Consider the following 14,948-nt stretch of genomic DNA (forward strand, 5'->3'; position numbering starts at 1 on the left):
CCAATTTCTATCCTCAATCGCAAGTAATCCAGAATGAGTTTTGCATCAGAGCAACCGTAGCTGAGCCACTGTAGAAAGCTCAAAGGAAAGCTCAGAAAGTGGGAACTATCATAAGATTAAGATTCGGTTAATAAGCTGCTTAGGAGCTGGTCAGCAACGTGGTTACTAAAGTCAATCTTTAAAGATTAAGAGAAGCTTCTAGGTTTTAAAGACTGCCGGGGCGCGTTAGTAGCATTAGAGACAGTGACCACAGCACTCCTACTGAACAAAAATCTTACTGAATCGGTTCAGCTAAATCAACATAAAAGCCAGCACATAAAAGTCGGCAGAAGAGAGAAAACCGGCGTCAGTGGCTGAACATAGAACCTTATGAACGACATCACCAAACAGAGCACATCCGGCCTAATGACTGAGTCCCAGATAGCCAGGGATAGAGAACTCATCGGCGGCTATGCCTACCAAACAATTCGTAAGCAGTCGAAGCAGGTATTTAAGCTGCGATCGCCTGTCCTATCCGATACCGATCCTGAAAATTTGCACCAGATGCGGATTGCGACTCGGCTGCTGCGATCAGCACTGCTGCTGTTTTCTGACACGGTAGAAATAGAGGGTACTACCCCCATTGCCCTGTCGCGCTCAGTCGCTAAGCTGACTAAGGCACTGGGCAAAGTGCGCGATATTGATGTGATGCAGCAGTGGTTTGGGCAATTGCTAGAGGCGGCTAGCGATCGCAAAGCCAAGAAAAAGGTCAATAAACGAGAAAAAGCTGACGCGATCGCAGCGCCGAGCCACGCCTTTAGCAAGAAGGAAAAAAAGGTGATTCAGTCTTTGCTAAAGGTACTAAAAAAGCGACGAAAAAAGCAGTTTGCCCGCATGGACACCGCCCTTAATAGCGCTACTTACAAGCGGCTAGTAAAGCAGTGCAAAGGCTGGACCAAGCAGCCTAAGTTCAGCCCGGTAGCACAGCGGCCAGCGGCCAGTAGCGCCATTAGAAAGATGATCAAACCGCTCGCCCATCTCTTACAGCACCCCGGTTGGGAGGTGGCGACCAAAGCAACTGACAAGAACGCTAAAAAAGCGGGCAGTTCGCAGCGATACATTCTCAAACCAATCTCGCTGGGTCAGCTAAATCAGCAGCTAGATCAGCATGGCGAGCAGCTTCACGACCTGCGTAAGCAGATCAAAGGCGTTCGCTATCAAGCCGAGTTCTTCCGAGGCTTATACGGCATTCACTATGCAGCTCAGATTAGAGAGCTGCGATCGCTACAAAGCGTTTTAGGTCAGATCCAAGACCAGCTAGTGGTCAGCGAATTTCTAGCCGATGAACTAGGCCCAAAGTGGACTGACAAGCTGCCAACCCTTTACGAAGCATTCCAATCATCGAGATTGGACTTGTGGAAACAGTGGCAGCCGCTGCAAGCAAAGTATCTGGGACTGTGCGATCACCTCAACGTGCCAGCAGAGACTCAGGCAGGAACGGATATGGACGTGACTGTCGCTTGGAAGAGACTTAGCTTGAACTTAGCAGCGCCTTCTCGTGGCAGCGAGCGAGTTTCTACATCTCTACGCCTGTCTAGCTAGCTTCTGCTTCTGGCTGTTTAAGGGTCAGCGCAAACCCTGCCACCATCACTGTCAGCGCGCCTGCGACCCAAAAGGGAAACGAATAGCCAAAAGCAGTGACTAGCAGCCCAGAAATGGCAGGCCCGATAGCGTTAGAGATACTCAAGTACGACGCATTAAGACCGAGCACTTCGCCTTGCTCTGACTGATCGCTGCGCGTCGATAGAATCGAGTCTATTAGCGGCATCGGGAATGCATTTACCAAACCAAAGCAACCCAGTAGCACAGAGAAAGCCACGATATTAGGCAAAGCAGGCATCAGTAAAAATAAAACACCTCGGGCAATCAGCGCACCCACAAGCACGTTGACAATGCTAAAGCGTTTGCGTAAAGGTTCTAGGGCGAACACCTGAGAGGCAAAGGCCAGAATGCCGAAGGCGACAAATGCGATCGCCAAATTCCTAGCATCTTGTCCAAGCACATTGATAAAAAATGGCTGGAACGCAAAGGTAAAGATCGTAAAGGTCGCCCCGTTGAGAAAAGTCATCAGCAAGATGCGACCCACAACCGGGCGAGCTAGCGCCGTGAAAAGGCTAGCGAAGTTGAACTTCTTGGCGACTCTATTTTTTGATACTGACTTTGTAGCTGCTGAGCTATCTAACTGACTGACTTTTTGATGATTAGCCTGAGTTTCGTCTAGGAAAAAGAAACATAGGATGGCGGCGACTAAGGCGATCGCTGCCGATACCAGAAAACTCATGCCTAAAGACGACACCGCCAACTGGCCAACTCGAACAGGCGGTACTAGCTGCGCCACGTAACTCAACGGCGGACCCGCAACAAAGCCTAGACGAAACAATCCGCTGTAGATACCAAATGCCTGAGTTCGCTGCTCGGGGGTGGTGATATCGCTAACGACAGCTTGAGCCACAGAGTTATTGCCGCCTGTGAGTCCGTCGAAAATGCGAGCGGCAAACAGTAGCCAAGGAACACCTGCGATCGCCGCCAGCAAGTTAGAAATCACGGTGCCCAATAAGCTGATCACTAGCAGCGGCCTACGTCCCAACCGATCAGAGAGCTGTCCTAGAATCGGCGTTCCGACAAACTGCGATAGTGAATATGCCGTCGTTAGCAGACTTGCCTCAAAATCGCTCAGCCCGAACTGCATAGCGTAGGGATACAACGTCGGAATGATGACAGTGAAGCTAACAGAATTAATGAACGCGATCGAAGCAACTATCCAAAACTGCAGCGGCAGCTTGGGCTTATCACCTGGTGAATCACCACGTGAAGACTGAAAGGGCATGTGTACTTTCTCGCATTTGTGATAGGCGGTCTGCTAGCGAGCAACCTGTGAATGCGGCTACGCGCCGCCTATCTACCTTACGCCTAGTTCTTATGTCTTGCTAATGGATTTCTGACTTCACAACATAAAGAACGTCAGGAGTAGGTAGGCATGAAGCTTTAGCCGCTCAGCCGCAGAATTTTACACAATCGTCGTCGCAGTGCAGCAGAACATCATCTGAAACCAAAAGGCGACAACCGTGAATTGTACCTGTGTCGGTTCAGGTTTTGGGCTTTGACGAATTGAGGCGGTGAAGGCTATGTACGTACAATGATGACAGGCAATACAGTTATCTGTGTTCGAATATTAGATGTACTATCAGTCTTAGCATCCTATGTCTTCTCCTTCGATTACGACGATTGTGACAATGGTTGAGTCGTTGCCGAGTGCCCTACAAGAGAAAGTCGTTGAGTATGTTCGTGAATTCATTGCCGACTTAGAGGACGAGAAGAGATGGGAATCCTCTTTTGAGCTTACACATGACCATTTGATCGCATCGGCGCAGGCTGCAAAGCAGGCAATCGCCGAAGGAAAATCAACGCCGATGAACTACGAGCAGCTATGAAGTCTGCCACACTTCCATCGTTTTGAGATGCCTATCAAAATCTGAAAGATCCGGTCAGAAAGTCAGCAGGAAAAGCGTATCGCCTCTGGAAAGAAAATCCTTTTCATCCATCGCTGCGTTTTAAGTGCATCGATAGTAAGACGGGGCTTTGGTCTGTGCGTATTACACGAAGCTATCGAGCGTTAGGCAGTGAGGTTTCGGGTGAGGCGATCACAGGCTTGGTTAATGACGTCTTGGATGAAATAGTGACCCATGTCGTCCATCCAGCTCTGTCACCTGCGATCGCCCTCAAAAGCTCCCCAATCAAACCCGCCGTATCCGACTCATCCGTCTAGACCACCCAGTTCAGCGGGTTCAAATGCTCACCCAGTGGATACTGAAACTGCTGCCGATAGGCCAACCGCACCAGCAAAAATAGCTGATGAAGATACGCGATCGAGTAGAAGTAGCTCCCGAGGACTGAGCGGAGCCGAAGTCCGGTGACTCATCCAAACGCAGTCCAGGCGAGTCCAACGGATTAGCCGTGATATCAGAATTCTTTGTATAACCCTTTGCGTAGAGAGCATGAAGCAGAAGATTACAACCGTCAGCGGCTCAGAATCCGTATTGCCTGTCTGCTAGTACATCAGCAGACGAGCCTTGGTGGTACATAGCTAAAACATGTGGGGCTAAAACATATGGGCGATACAGGACTCGAACCTGTGACATCCTCCTTGTAAGGGAGGCGCTCTACCAACTGAGCTAATCGCCCGAAGCTAATGCGGTATGACCACGCATCAGGATTTAGATAATAACAGCTCGTGGATCATAATTGCCAAGAAAATTTCTGACAGCTTTCGCTCCCTATTCCCCACCCCCTACTTCACCTTCACTTGACAGCGATCAATTCATTTGTATTACTAGATGGTGCATCCACCCATCTATTTGGTTGTCCACCATGCCAGCAGGCCGCACTCACGATCGGATTACGCTTTGGTGCTTACCCTTTGTGACTATCAGTGCCTTTGGATTCACCTACAGTCTGCCACTCACGGTTATCGTTTCACTTGCTTTTTTAGTGGGTGGCTTTATGCTTGGTCCTGATTTAGACATCCGTTCTATTCAATACGTTCGATGGGGACCACTGCGCTGGATATGGCTGCCCTATCAGATCGCGATCAAGCATCGCTCACGGCTTTCCCACGGGCCAATCATCGGCACTGCCCTGCGAGTCGTTTACCTAGCAGCGTGGCTGTCACTGTTTACGGTTGTCGGCATGAGCCTACTGAATGTGCTCTGGGACGCTCAGCTCACCTGGCAAACCATAAGAGAACCCTTTCGTCTGCTGTTCAGAAAATATTTGTCTGAATGGTTAGCCGTTGTTGTTGGATTAGAGATTGGGTCGATTAGTCACTCTATTAGTGATGCCTTTGGCAGTACGCTCAGCAGACAAAGACGAAAGAAGAGAAAAGCCGCAAAGAAAGACAAGTAAAAGAAGAACAAGCAGAGAAACGAGACAAAAGGCTGGATCTCTATCTCAAAAAAGGTCTTCTACAACAGGGTTGGGAGAGAAATCTCCTGAATGACAGCGCTAAGAGAACAACTAAAAATGACTAAAGAGTAATAATTCTCTTCGAGTGCCTCAGACAAAAGGTTCTGGGATTTTCGTCATTGTTTAGTGACTTGACACCTACAGCAACAAGAATTAACTTTGTGGATATCGCGGTGAAACTGTTTCTGCAATAACCAACGGTAGCGTCAACAACTTAATGTTGGCCAACGCTGATAGGATTTTGCAAGTTAGAACTGCGTTAATCAGAGTTTTGTGAAAACAGGAGAAATTACAGCAATGAGATTTAAGTATCTGATAGCTTTAGTGGCTGCTTCTATGCTCGGTCTAACCACATTGAGTGGCTGTAATACCGATGTTCCCGAAGCTGTTAATGATGCTGGTGAAGCAACAGACGAAGCCGTTGATGATGCTGTAGATGCAACAGACGAAGCCATCGATGATGCTGGTGAGGCTGTTAATGATGCGGCTGAGACAACGGACGAGGCTGTTGATGACGCGGCTGAGGACGTAGAAGAGACTGTCGAATAGCTAGTGAAAGGCAACCACGATAGCCTTTCACAGTCTATGCGAAGCGGTTCAGTCTATGCGAAGCAGTTTAAGCGGTAAAGATACAAGTTATTAATTTAGCTCTCTGCTCGCGCTCGTACTACGCTCAGCACTTTCTCAGTTTTTAGATCGATAGATAGAACATACTGCTCTTATGAGATTAATCTCTACTGAGCCAGTTCGTTGCAATTCAAAACAATTTACTATTTACCTTATTAGGAGTTCAAAATGAAAGTTCAATACCTAGCGGCTGTTGCTGCTGCTTCTGTTCTCGGTCTTGGTACGCTTGCTAGCTGTACACCTGATACAACGGTTGAAACTGATCCAGTCGAAGATGTGGAAGTTGATCCTTGCGCGGCTGACCCCTGTGCGGCTGACCCTTGCGCGGCTGACCCTTGCGCGGCTGAGTAACTCTCTATCTTTTTGAAGCATGAGCTTTTTGAAGCATGAGGCTGTTTGTTTGACCGGCTGCTTGTTCAACTATTCCGTTGATCAAATCGCTTATTAGTTCAGCGGCCTCTCCGAATCTAGGTTTACAAAAATATCTTTGTATCGACAGAGTCCCTAGCCCTTGGCTGGGGATTTTGTGTATCTGCCAACGGCTTAAGTGGCAGGTAAGCACACATAGACGTTAATCTGCTTTTGAGAGCGTACATCCACAAGCTTGTGATAGTTTGTGACAGCTAATGTCTGTTCGTTCGTACCCTATCTAACTTGCTGCTTTACTACGTATAGAGCTGATGAACATTGCATTTGTAGGACTCGGCACGATGGGCGCGCCGATGGTGTTGAATCTGCTGAAGGCAGGTTATTCGGTGACGGTACATAATCGCACCCGTGCTAAGGAGCAGCCTTTGGTAGAAGCCGGTGCGATCGCGGCCCCTACCCCTCAGGCCGCTGCTGCTAGTGCCGATATTGTCATCACCTGCGTCAGTGACACGCCTGATGTAGAAGCCGTTATCCTCGAAGAATCCGGCATCATCGAAGGCGCACAGGCCGGTGCTTTGGTCATTGATATGTCCACAATCAGCCCTAGCACCACCCGTGAGATTGCGGCGCGGCTTGCCCAGAAAAATATCCGTATGCTAGATGCGCCTGTTTCTGGTGGCTCAGAAGGCGCTCAGAAAGGAACGCTCTCAATTATGATCGGCGGCGAAGCGGCAGACGTCGAAAGGGCCAGACCCGTTCTATCAACGATGGGCAGCACAATTACGCACGTCGGTGCGATTGGCGCAGGTCAAACGACTAAAGCTATCAATCAGATCATCGTGGCTGGCACCTATTGGTCTGTAGCCGAAGGCATGGCGCTGGGCCTAAAAGCTGGTTTGAATATGGAGAAAGTCGTTCAGGCAGTAGGCAGCGGCGCGGCAGGCTCTTGGGGGCTGACGAACCGTTCTAGCAATATGATCGACAATGAGTACCCCCTGGGCTTTCGGGTGCGGCTGCATCAGAAGGATTTGGAAATTGCCCTAGCAGCGGCGCGCGAGTTGGGTCTGCCGCTACCGATGGCGGCCTATGTAGAACAGATAGAGACAGGGCTAATGGCACAAGGCTATGGCGACGAGGATATTTCGGCGATCGCACGAACCGTTAGAGACATGGGTGCCATCGAATAATGCCTATCGACTCGGCTTTTTGCCTACGGTGGTGATGTATAGAACTGCTTCTTCTGCTGGAATGCTCAGCAGTTCATTGACCTGATCGTCAAAGAATCCGGCAATACCGCTGACGCCAATACCTCTACGAGTAGCCGCTAGATTCAGCCTTTGGCCAAGGTGTCCAGCGTCCATATGCAGATAGCGATAGACCCTATCCCCATACTTGGCGATCGCTTGCTCTAGATCTGCCGTATGAAAAATTACCGCCCCGGCATCTCTGCCAAGATCTTGCCCCAGGCAAAGGAAGTGAAGGTCTTTGTGAAACTGATTAAAGCGGATTTGGCGCAGCTCTTCAGCTTGAGGGGCGTAGTAGTAGCAGCCAGATTCTAATCCATCTACATTGGAGATCGCCACGAAGGTTTCGATCAAGCTTAAGTCAAAGTAATCGGGATGGGCGTCAAATTCTTGTGGCTGGTAGTGCTCTGGGTGATAGGTAAAGTCGAGCAGGGCAAAGAGGTCAGCCTTTTGCAAAGGAGCCCGAGCATAGCGGCGAGTAGAGCGCCGGGTGAGTAAAGTTTGCTCTAGATCGCCTAGACGATCGCCCCAGATAATCGGCAGTGTCTTCGTCGAAGCCGCAATGCCAAATGGAAAGTTGTACTTATCGGCAGACGGACTTTTGCCAGATGGTTGGGCATCAGTAGACTCATCGTTGTCTGGTTGTTCCGGCGCTTTGGCATCAGATTTGTCTAAATTTTCTGCATCGGCAAGCGCAGTATCTATGGCAGCGGCGGCGGAAGCAGATCCGACTGGTAGAACGGGCGTATCTAGATCTTTTTGCTGCTGCTGTCCAAAGCCAGAATCAACAGAAATCAGGGTGTTCTGATGTAGATAGCCTAGCAGTTGGCCATCGGGGAGCGCGGCAATATCCGTGTGGATAGGACTGGGAAGGGCACTGCGAGCGGGCGGTAGGTTTTGTTCTATCTCGAAAAGATCGGCTAGGGCTAGCAGGGCGATCGCGCTTTCTTCTTCACTGTTCAAATACAGCAATTGATTTAGCCGCTCGTCGGCGAAGCCACCAATCAAATGCGGTCGATAGTCGCAGAGGGCACCCGCAACTTCCAAATTTCCTAGCAGATGGCCTGCGTCGAGAAACACCCGACGATAGGCCCGGTCACGGTAGCGCCAGGCCGACCGCTGAAAAATAGTCGTGACTACTAGCGCTAGCTGCGTCGTCTCTAGCGAGGGGTGCCAGAAGCAGGCAGCCTGCAAATCCTGCCAGGGATGATCGTCCCAAAATCGCCACAAAGAGTGCGTGCGAACCTGATAATTGTACAGTCCGGCAGGCAGCAGCGAGGTTCCTCTAGAGACCAGATACAGCTCGGCGGGATAGAGCCCTCCGGCAGAAGGCGCAGAGCGCAGATACATCGCCTCGCCGGAAAAGGTCATTACTTTTGCCGTAAGGCCATAGCTATCGATTAGCAGCCGAGAGAGCCTTCGCCACCAGCGCCAGACCTCAGAGGTAGGCTGAGCCCCGGTCACAGACCCTGTCCCCGGCGTCTGCTCTGCGGGGGGATGCTCTTCTAAATAAGGCTTTAGATCAACGCTGTGGCCGATCTTATAATCTTTGTAGGGAATAGGCTGTTGCGACCAGTCTAAGCCCCCACTTTGGCTTTGGGCCGCGAGCGTTTCGGGGTGATATTTTGTCCGTTGATGGTAGTGCTGGGCGATGGAGACATCTGCCATGGAAAAGCGTTTGGATAACGGCTATTTGCGACAATTGTAGCGGGTTTGGGGTGTGCTCCCTTACAGAAATCAGACACCGCACCAGCAGGTCGCGGAATTAGATACAGCGCTCAAAGAATCTGCTACCCTGACGATTCAGGTAAGATGCTAGTGAACACCGCGACTAGCAAGCTCGACAGGTAAATCAGAAGCCAGCCAGCTATTGGCTTAGTCCATCAGAGGTCACCCATGCAGGGGAATCAAAAAATAGGACAGTTGATGATATTGAGTAGTCGTTGGCTAGTCGGTTGGCTATTGCTGGCTGGCATCGCGCCGGGTTTCTGGGCGATCGCATCCCAGCCCCTCTACGCTCAAACCGCCCCGACAGCGCCTGATACGCCCGCCGTTGAACCGCCAATTGAACCGCCAACTGAGCCGCTAACCGGGCAGCCCGTCAGTCCGCTCACCCTTGAGCAGCAGCGCGACGCAGAAGACACCCTCAACCGCGCCTATACGCTACTTTCGATTACCATCGGCGCATTGGTGATTGTGCTAGGAGGCGGTGTGCTGACGCTGTGGCTGCTGCGGCGATCGGTTGTTAACGAAGTGGCCACCGTTGTTCGCACTCAGCTCAACGAGATGACCGAGCTAGAAAATAAGGTACACAATGCCACCCGTAGCCTCAACCGCGTTCTATCGGAGGCAGACGATCTCTCAGGCGAGCTACAGGGTCGCTCCAGCAACTTTCAGCGGGAAATTGCTGAACAAAGAGACATTTTGTATGCCCTAGTCGAAGAGCTAGATACTTTCAAGGCGCAAACTGCTAAAAACTGGGAAAAGCAGCTAGAAGATATCAATAGCAAGCTAGAATCGACAGCAACAGATTTTGACGAGGCGGCGATCGCCCTGCAAAATCAGGCCAAACAGCGATTGGCAGACCTACGAACCGAAGCCGAAGTCGAAGGCCAGCGCATTCTGCAACGCTTTACCACCTCCGAAGCCGAATTTTCTCGCCATGTCGGCGTGATCAAAGAAGAAACCCAGCGCCGCAAAACCGCTTTCTTTGATGAACTCGACCGCAAGGAATCTGTTCTATCTGACCAGATGGGTAGCGTGCAGGCCCAAACCCTAGCAGAGCAAGATCGCATACTAGCGGCGCTAAGCCAGGCCAGCAGCGATTTTGGGCCCAAGCTCTCGGAAGTAGAAGCGGCGGCCAAAGCTAAAATAGAAGAGCAGCGAGATCTTTCTATAGAACAGCTCAAGACCTCTGAAACTAGCGTAGCCGAAAGCTTAGAAGAGATTCAGGCCAGCGCACTTGGGCACAAAGATCTGGCCCTGCAAAATATTCAACGCTCTACCGAAGAGTTGCAGCAGCAGTTTAACAATATCCGCAGTGAAGTAGAAGCGCGTAAATCTGACATGATGCAAAGCTTCCGGCAGTCTGCCGATGGTTTTCTCACTCAGTTCGCTACGCTCAAAGCCGATGTAGAGGGGCGCAAGGGCACTTTGCTTGGCGATATGGACCGGATTGCCAACGATTTTCAAGCTCAGATATCAGAGCTGCAATCAGGCGTCAGTGAAGAGCGCAAGCACACAATCATGCAACTGCAGTCTACTGCCGACGGCTTTCGGGCTCAGCTCGCTAACATGAGCGGCGATCTAGATACTCGTAAATCGCAGCTATATACCGAACTCTCTGAAACTGCTCGTACCTTTGCCAATCAGCTCACTGACCTACAAGCCGATCTGGGCGAAGAGCGCAGTCAAACACTTGAGATCGTCCAGCAGCTGCAGACAGAATTTACTCAGGAAATGGACGCGCTGCAGTCAGGTATCAGCAGTGAGAAAGAACAGTTAATGCGATCGCTCTTAGAAATAGAGAACAGTTTTAATGGCGAACTTTCCGGCGTTCGCAATGCCGTCTTTGGCAGGCGCGATGTTATCCTCAGCAAGCTCAACAGCTTCGATGCTAGACTCGGTGAACAAATCGGTGAACTAGCTGAAGCCGCTGCCGATCGGCAGCAGTCTGCCCAAGGGAGACTAGGTCAGATAGAAGAGAAATTTAGTGAAAATCTAGAAGCCCTACAGAGCGGCATGAATGCCAAGCAGTCACAGGCTGTTGAAGAGATTGTTAAGGTAAAAGAAGATATTCAAGCCAAGCTAAGCAAGCTACAGGCAGAAGCTGAAAGCGAGAAGCAGCAGATTATGAAGGAGCTAGGCAGAGTAGCCCCTGACTATATCGCTGACTCGTTTATGAGCAGTTCGCAAAAGCAGCTCGGCGAGCTGACAGAGCAAATGAACCGGCTGCAAGGCAATCGCCCTGAGCTGTTTCTAACTGCAGACGAGTTTATTGAAGCAGGCGATAAACAGTTAGCAAATGAACAGTATGAAGCAGCCCTAGCTGCCTATGAGCGCGCATTAGACGTGCAGCCATCTAACGCGGATCTATGGTTTAGCCGAAGTAAAGCGCTGCTGGAGTTAGATAGAAAAGAAGACGCTTTGGCAGCGCTCAACGAAGTCACTAAACTGGCACCTAATAACAACGACGCCTGGTACCAGAAAGGACGATTACTGCGAGAATTACGACAGTATCAAGCCGCCCTAGAAGCGTTTGAACAGGTGATAGAGCGAGATCCTATCGACGCCAAAGCCTGGTTGAACAAAGGTATGGTATTGAGCCGGCTACGGAAAAGAGAAGAGGCGATCGCAGCTTTTGATCGCGCCCTAGATATCAACCCCGACTATCACGAAGCCTGGGTCAATCGAGGCGTTGCCTTCGGCATATTACAGGCTCATGACAAAGCCTTTGAATCTTTTGATCAGGCGGTGACGCTGCAGGCGAATGATGCCGTCGCCTGGCTCAACCGAGGACTGGCGCTAACTGAGCTAGAACGATACGAAGAAGCCGTGGCCTCTTTTGAAAAAGCAACGAGGTTCAATCCTAAATTAGCCAAAGCTTGGGACAATCGCGGCTATGTGCTGATGCGGCTAGGGAGAGATCTCGATGCGCTGAAGAGTTTTGATAAGGCGATCGCAACCAATCCAAACTACGCTAAGGCGTATTACAACCGAGCACTCTGCTATGCGCTACAAAGAGAAAACGATCTCGCTTTAGAAAATCTCCAGCAGGCAGTCCGCCTAGAGCCTAGCTACAAGCAAGAAGCCCTCGCCGATGAGATCTTTGAAGAGATTTGGAATGACGATTGGTTCAAAGAGCTAGTCAGTTGACATTCACGCATAGAGTGCTCTTGTTGAAAGATACGTCATAAATGCGCGGATGCATACTCAAAAAGAAGGCTACAACCTCGATACCGAAGGCTGCAGCCTTTGACCTAATCAAGCTGAGTGCTCAGCGACCTACTCGATAGCGACTTACTGTTGCTACAGCCCTTTTACAGGCAGCATACATTCAGCCATTCGCTATCGACAACAAAGCTGGTTTCTACTCAGGGGCTCCAGCAGGAGGAATTGCCTCAACAGGCGGCGCTACTTCGCCAGGCATCTCCTCGACCGGAGGAACTCCCTCAACAGGCGGCGCTACTTCGCCAGGCATCTCTTCAGCAGGTGGCGCGCCCGTCAAAGAAGGAGGCAAAAGCACAGCATCAATAGCGTGAATAACGCCGTTGCTAGTGACCATATCTGGGCTGACAACGTTAGCGCCATTGACTGTGACACCCATATCGTCAGCAACCAGATCTAAGTCACTTTCCTCAATACTAGTGACTGTTCCGGTCTGAATTTGATCAGAAGTAATTGCGCCGGGAACGACGTGGTAAGCCAGTACCTGAGTCAAAGCACCTTTGTTTTCAGGCAAGAGCAGCTCATCTAGAGCGCCGGGTGGTAAAGCATCAAACGCTTCGTCCGTAGGAGCAAAAACAGTGAAAGGACCTTCGCTACTAAGAGCTTCTTCAAGCCCAGCGGCCTGAACAGCAGCGATCAGCGTGCTAAAGGAGCCACTGTCAACAGCAACATCCACAATTGTTCCGTCTGTTGCTTCAGTGCCAGATACCGGGGCATCAGGCATCTCGGTAGGCGCTTCTGAAACTTCGTCTGATGGTGTATCACAGGCTACAGCGACAGGTAGAATCATCAAGGCCGCTGCAAGGATTGCCAATCGGTTGAAAGGCACGGTCAATTTAGAAAAACGCATAGTTCTCCTCAAAATGGGGGCAAAAATGTAGATTGGACCAAATGTTTTAGTTTTTTCAGGTCAGCGCGTAGTCCTTTTCAGGCAAACAACGCAGGGCTCGTTTCTATAAGCGTTGTTTTCGGACCGTAGGTAACTGTTGTGCTCATTGTAGAGTCAAAACTCGGAATTTACCTAGACTCTTAATTACAGAATTGTAATTTTGCTAAAAAAGTTTCGCATAAGAGAAAAAGTACGTAACTTCATTCATTTCAATTCTCTAGCTCAAAATAAACTTAAGATAGAAAAGAGATACCTAGAGATTACGACTATCTAGAAAACTGGAGGATAACATTCACTATTCTCATTATTTTTATTCGAACATTCTCACTTAACTACTTTTCTCTAAATAGCTTTTCCAAGGTAATGGGTTACAACGCTCTCTTCTTTTAATTCTTGATTATTGAGATAGACGCGATAGGCTTTTGCCACTGGCCGCGAGCTTACAACCGTTGACAGCTCACGTTCGATATAGTGCAAGGCCACACCATCATCGGCTGCTATGCCACTAGCTAGGTGGCCTTCTCTAATACGCCGCTGGTAGATAGGTCGCCTTTCACTTTCGCCATCGTAATGAGGACAATGACTGCCTGCTAAAAAGCCCAAAGCGCTGAGCTTGGCATACTGACCTGGGACTACAGAATCCGAAAGACCCTCTTCAAACCAGCATAATGAGCCTGCACTAAGGCCACATAGAATAGTCCCGTTTTCCCAAACCTGCCTCAGAACAGCCTCTAGCTGCCAGGCGCGCCAAATCGCTAGCAGGTTAAACGTGCTACCGCCCCCTACATAGATAATGTCTTGCGCTTTGATGAAAGCGGCTGGCCCTTCTGCTGGCGGACGAAAAAGACTTAAATGAGAGGGCTTGCAGTCTAGCCGAGTAAACGCATCGTAGAATCGAGTAATGTAGCGATCGCTATCGCCGCTAGCTGTGGGCAAAAAGCAAACTTTTGGCGCTAGATGAGGAGATTGTTCTAGGATGTAGCGATCTAACAAAAGATTATCTGGCTCCATAGAAAAGCCACCACCACCTAGCGCAATAATCTGTCTTTGAGGTTTAGCCATATTCTGCTGCTCATTCGACTAGGTAATGAATCCTACGAAACAGCCTCTACCCAGTTTTCCAAATTAAGGTTGGGATAAATGCGAAAGTCACTAAGATTGTTCGTTACCAGCGTTAGGTTTAAACTTTTTGCATGGCTAGCAATCAGTTTATCTAAAGCGTCTCGCTGCTTCTTTGGCGCTGCTGCCCTTACTAGAGCATACGCCCGAGCCGCTCCCTGTTCAAAGGGAACTGGTAAAATACGTTTAACTAACGCATCTAGAGACTGACGATTTCGCTGCCGAGTAACTTCACTGCTACTTCTATAAACGCCATACTCCAACTCAGCCAGCGTGATTGCGGAGATAACCACATCCCCCTGACGACAGTTAGCAAACCGCTCAGCAACGGCAGGTGGCTGTCGCTTCATAATATAGAGACAGATGTTCGTGTCGAGCATATATTTCATAGCGTTACTCGCTTCTGAGTACCTTGCTCTGGGCGTCCCTCAGCCATAAAATCATCAGAAAAAGCTGAGAATAGCTCCATCGCATCGGTAAGGTGAGTGCCTACGGGCGTGATAATTAAGCGATCGCCCTGACGTTCAATTTCGTACTCAGCATCCAACTGCTCAAACTGAAGCTCTTTAGGAATCCGAACAGCCTGTGAATTACCGCTTTGAAAAACTCGGGTACGCATAGATTCATTTTATAGTCGTTGAGTATATACAGTATATACTTTCTATGCATTCTCTCGGCTTGTGGTTCCAGCTCTAGTCATTAATCAATGATTATCTTTCATCTCTCAGCTATATTCCCGGTTATCTGTAGAG

At 49.7% G+C, this 14,948-nt stretch carries 14 protein-coding genes and 1 tRNA gene; 8 read left to right on the plus strand and 7 right to left on the minus strand.

Translation table 11 applies throughout. From position 1 onward, the window contains the following. The first annotated feature begins 369 nt into the window (after positions 1-369). Positions 370-1,581, plus strand: a complete 1,212-nt coding sequence (locus IQ256_RS13695; protein ID WP_193856104.1) for a CHAD domain-containing protein — start codon at positions 370-372, stop codon at positions 1,579-1,581. On the opposite strand, the gene IQ256_RS13700 is transcribed toward IQ256_RS13695, so the two are convergent. Then, a complete protein-coding gene (locus tag IQ256_RS13700) occupies positions 1,574-2,866 on the minus strand; it encodes an MFS transporter (protein WP_193856105.1) in 1,293 nt (430 codons plus the stop codon). The genes IQ256_RS13695 and IQ256_RS13700 overlap by 8 nt on opposite strands. A 373-nt stretch (positions 2,867-3,239) precedes the next feature. Between IQ256_RS13700 and IQ256_RS13705 the strand changes: the two genes are divergently transcribed. Next, positions 3,240-3,470: a hypothetical protein gene (locus tag IQ256_RS13705; protein ID WP_193856106.1), complete on the plus strand. Its 231-nt coding sequence runs from the start codon at positions 3,240-3,242 to the stop codon at positions 3,468-3,470. Between the two features lie 155 nt (positions 3,471-3,625). Further along, positions 3,626-3,805: a hypothetical protein gene (locus IQ256_RS29650; RefSeq protein ID WP_228024862.1), complete on the plus strand. Its 180-nt coding sequence runs from the start codon at positions 3,626-3,628 to the stop codon at positions 3,803-3,805. 343 nt (positions 3,806-4,148) lie between these two features. On the opposite strand, the gene IQ256_RS13715 is transcribed toward IQ256_RS29650, so the two are convergent. Continuing rightward, positions 4,149-4,221 (minus strand) — tRNA-Val (locus IQ256_RS13715). Positions 4,222-4,407: 186 nt separating this feature from the next. On the opposite strand from IQ256_RS13715, the gene IQ256_RS13720 reads away from it, so the two are divergent. The 4 genes from IQ256_RS13720 (at position 4,408) to IQ256_RS13735 (ending at position 7,184) form a co-directional block, all read left to right on the plus strand. Then, the gene (locus IQ256_RS13720) at positions 4,408-4,941 is read left to right on the plus strand and encodes a metal-binding protein (protein ID WP_193856107.1); all 534 of its coding nucleotides are present in this window, start codon (positions 4,408-4,410) and stop codon (positions 4,939-4,941) included. Between the two features lie 357 nt (positions 4,942-5,298). Beyond that, a complete protein-coding gene (locus tag IQ256_RS13725; RefSeq protein WP_193856108.1) occupies positions 5,299-5,550 on the plus strand; it encodes a hypothetical protein in 252 nt (83 codons plus the stop codon). A gap of 246 nt (positions 5,551-5,796) precedes the next feature. Then, positions 5,797-5,979 (plus strand): hypothetical protein, encoded by a 183-nt coding sequence (locus tag IQ256_RS13730; RefSeq protein WP_193856109.1) that lies wholly within the window; start codon positions 5,797-5,799, stop codon positions 5,977-5,979. 329 nt (positions 5,980-6,308) lie between these two features. Next, a complete protein-coding gene (locus IQ256_RS13735; RefSeq protein ID WP_193856110.1) occupies positions 6,309-7,184 on the plus strand; it encodes an NAD(P)-dependent oxidoreductase in 876 nt (291 codons plus the stop codon). A 3-nt stretch (positions 7,185-7,187) separates the two neighbouring features. On the opposite strand, the gene IQ256_RS13740 is transcribed toward IQ256_RS13735, so the two are convergent. Beyond that, positions 7,188-8,909, minus strand: a complete 1,722-nt coding sequence (locus tag IQ256_RS13740; RefSeq protein WP_193856111.1) for a SagB/ThcOx family dehydrogenase — start codon at positions 8,907-8,909, stop codon at positions 7,188-7,190. Positions 8,910-9,137: 228 nt separating this feature from the next. Here IQ256_RS13740 and IQ256_RS13745 point away from each other — a divergent pair, with 228 nt between their 5' ends. Continuing rightward, on the plus strand, positions 9,138-12,116 hold the full coding sequence (locus IQ256_RS13745; RefSeq protein WP_193856112.1) for a tetratricopeptide repeat protein: 2,979 nt from the start codon (positions 9,138-9,140) through the stop codon (positions 12,114-12,116). A gap of 214 nt (positions 12,117-12,330) precedes the next feature. Here IQ256_RS13745 and IQ256_RS13750 read toward each other — a convergent pair whose 3' ends face one another. The 4 genes from IQ256_RS13750 to IQ256_RS13765 form a co-directional block, all read right to left on the minus strand. Next, complete coding sequence (locus IQ256_RS13750; protein ID WP_228024863.1) at positions 12,331-13,038, minus strand: fasciclin domain-containing protein; 708 nt, start codon at positions 13,036-13,038, stop codon at positions 12,331-12,333. A gap of 381 nt (positions 13,039-13,419) precedes the next feature. Then, positions 13,420-14,139 carry a peptidase E gene (locus IQ256_RS13755; RefSeq protein ID WP_193856113.1) on the minus strand — a complete coding sequence of 240 codons (720 nt, stop codon included), beginning with the start codon at positions 14,137-14,139 and terminating at the stop codon, positions 13,420-13,422. A gap of 32 nt (positions 14,140-14,171) precedes the next feature. Further along, positions 14,172-14,585 (minus strand): type II toxin-antitoxin system VapC family toxin, encoded by a 414-nt coding sequence (locus IQ256_RS13760; RefSeq protein WP_193856114.1) that lies wholly within the window; start codon positions 14,583-14,585, stop codon positions 14,172-14,174. Beyond that, entirely contained in the window at positions 14,582-14,815 is a 234-nt protein-coding gene (locus IQ256_RS13765; protein WP_193856115.1) for an antitoxin, read from the minus strand. The genes IQ256_RS13760 and IQ256_RS13765 overlap by 4 nt, the downstream gene beginning before the upstream one ends. Positions 14,816-14,948 lie beyond the last annotated feature (133 nt).

The organism is cf. Phormidesmis sp. LEGE 11477 (assembly GCF_015207105.1).
Classification (GTDB): Bacteria; Cyanobacteriota; Cyanobacteriia; order Phormidesmidales; family Phormidesmidaceae; genus Phormidesmis.

Excerpts from the sequence above, each read along its gene's own strand:
- IQ256_RS13755 (WP_193856113.1), bottom strand. The coding sequence starts at position 14,139 with ATGGCTAAACCTCAAAGACAGATTATTGCGCTAGGTGGTGGTGGCTTT.
- IQ256_RS13765 (WP_193856115.1), bottom strand. The coding sequence starts at position 14,815 with ATGCGTACCCGAGTTTTTCAAAGCGGTAATTCACAGGCTGTTCGGATT.
- IQ256_RS13695 (WP_193856104.1), top strand. The coding sequence starts at position 370 with ATGAACGACATCACCAAACAGAGCACATCCGGCCTAATGACTGAGTCC.
- IQ256_RS13735 (WP_193856110.1), top strand. The coding sequence starts at position 6,309 with ATGAACATTGCATTTGTAGGACTCGGCACGATGGGCGCGCCGATGGTG.
- IQ256_RS13760 (WP_193856114.1), bottom strand. The coding sequence starts at position 14,585 with ATGAAATATATGCTCGACACGAACATCTGTCTCTATATTATGAAGCGA.
- IQ256_RS13740 (WP_193856111.1), bottom strand. The coding sequence starts at position 8,909 with ATGGCAGATGTCTCCATCGCCCAGCACTACCATCAACGGACAAAATAT.
- IQ256_RS13745 (WP_193856112.1), top strand. The coding sequence starts at position 9,138 with ATGCAGGGGAATCAAAAAATAGGACAGTTGATGATATTGAGTAGTCGT.
- IQ256_RS13730 (WP_193856109.1), top strand. The coding sequence starts at position 5,797 with ATGAAAGTTCAATACCTAGCGGCTGTTGCTGCTGCTTCTGTTCTCGGT.
- IQ256_RS13725 (WP_193856108.1), top strand. The coding sequence starts at position 5,299 with ATGAGATTTAAGTATCTGATAGCTTTAGTGGCTGCTTCTATGCTCGGT.
- IQ256_RS13750 (WP_228024863.1), bottom strand. The coding sequence starts at position 13,038 with ATGCGTTTTTCTAAATTGACCGTGCCTTTCAACCGATTGGCAATCCTT.
- IQ256_RS13705 (WP_193856106.1), top strand. The coding sequence starts at position 3,240 with ATGTCTTCTCCTTCGATTACGACGATTGTGACAATGGTTGAGTCGTTG.
- IQ256_RS13700 (WP_193856105.1), bottom strand. The coding sequence starts at position 2,866 with ATGCCCTTTCAGTCTTCACGTGGTGATTCACCAGGTGATAAGCCCAAG.
- IQ256_RS13720 (WP_193856107.1), top strand. The coding sequence starts at position 4,408 with ATGCCAGCAGGCCGCACTCACGATCGGATTACGCTTTGGTGCTTACCC.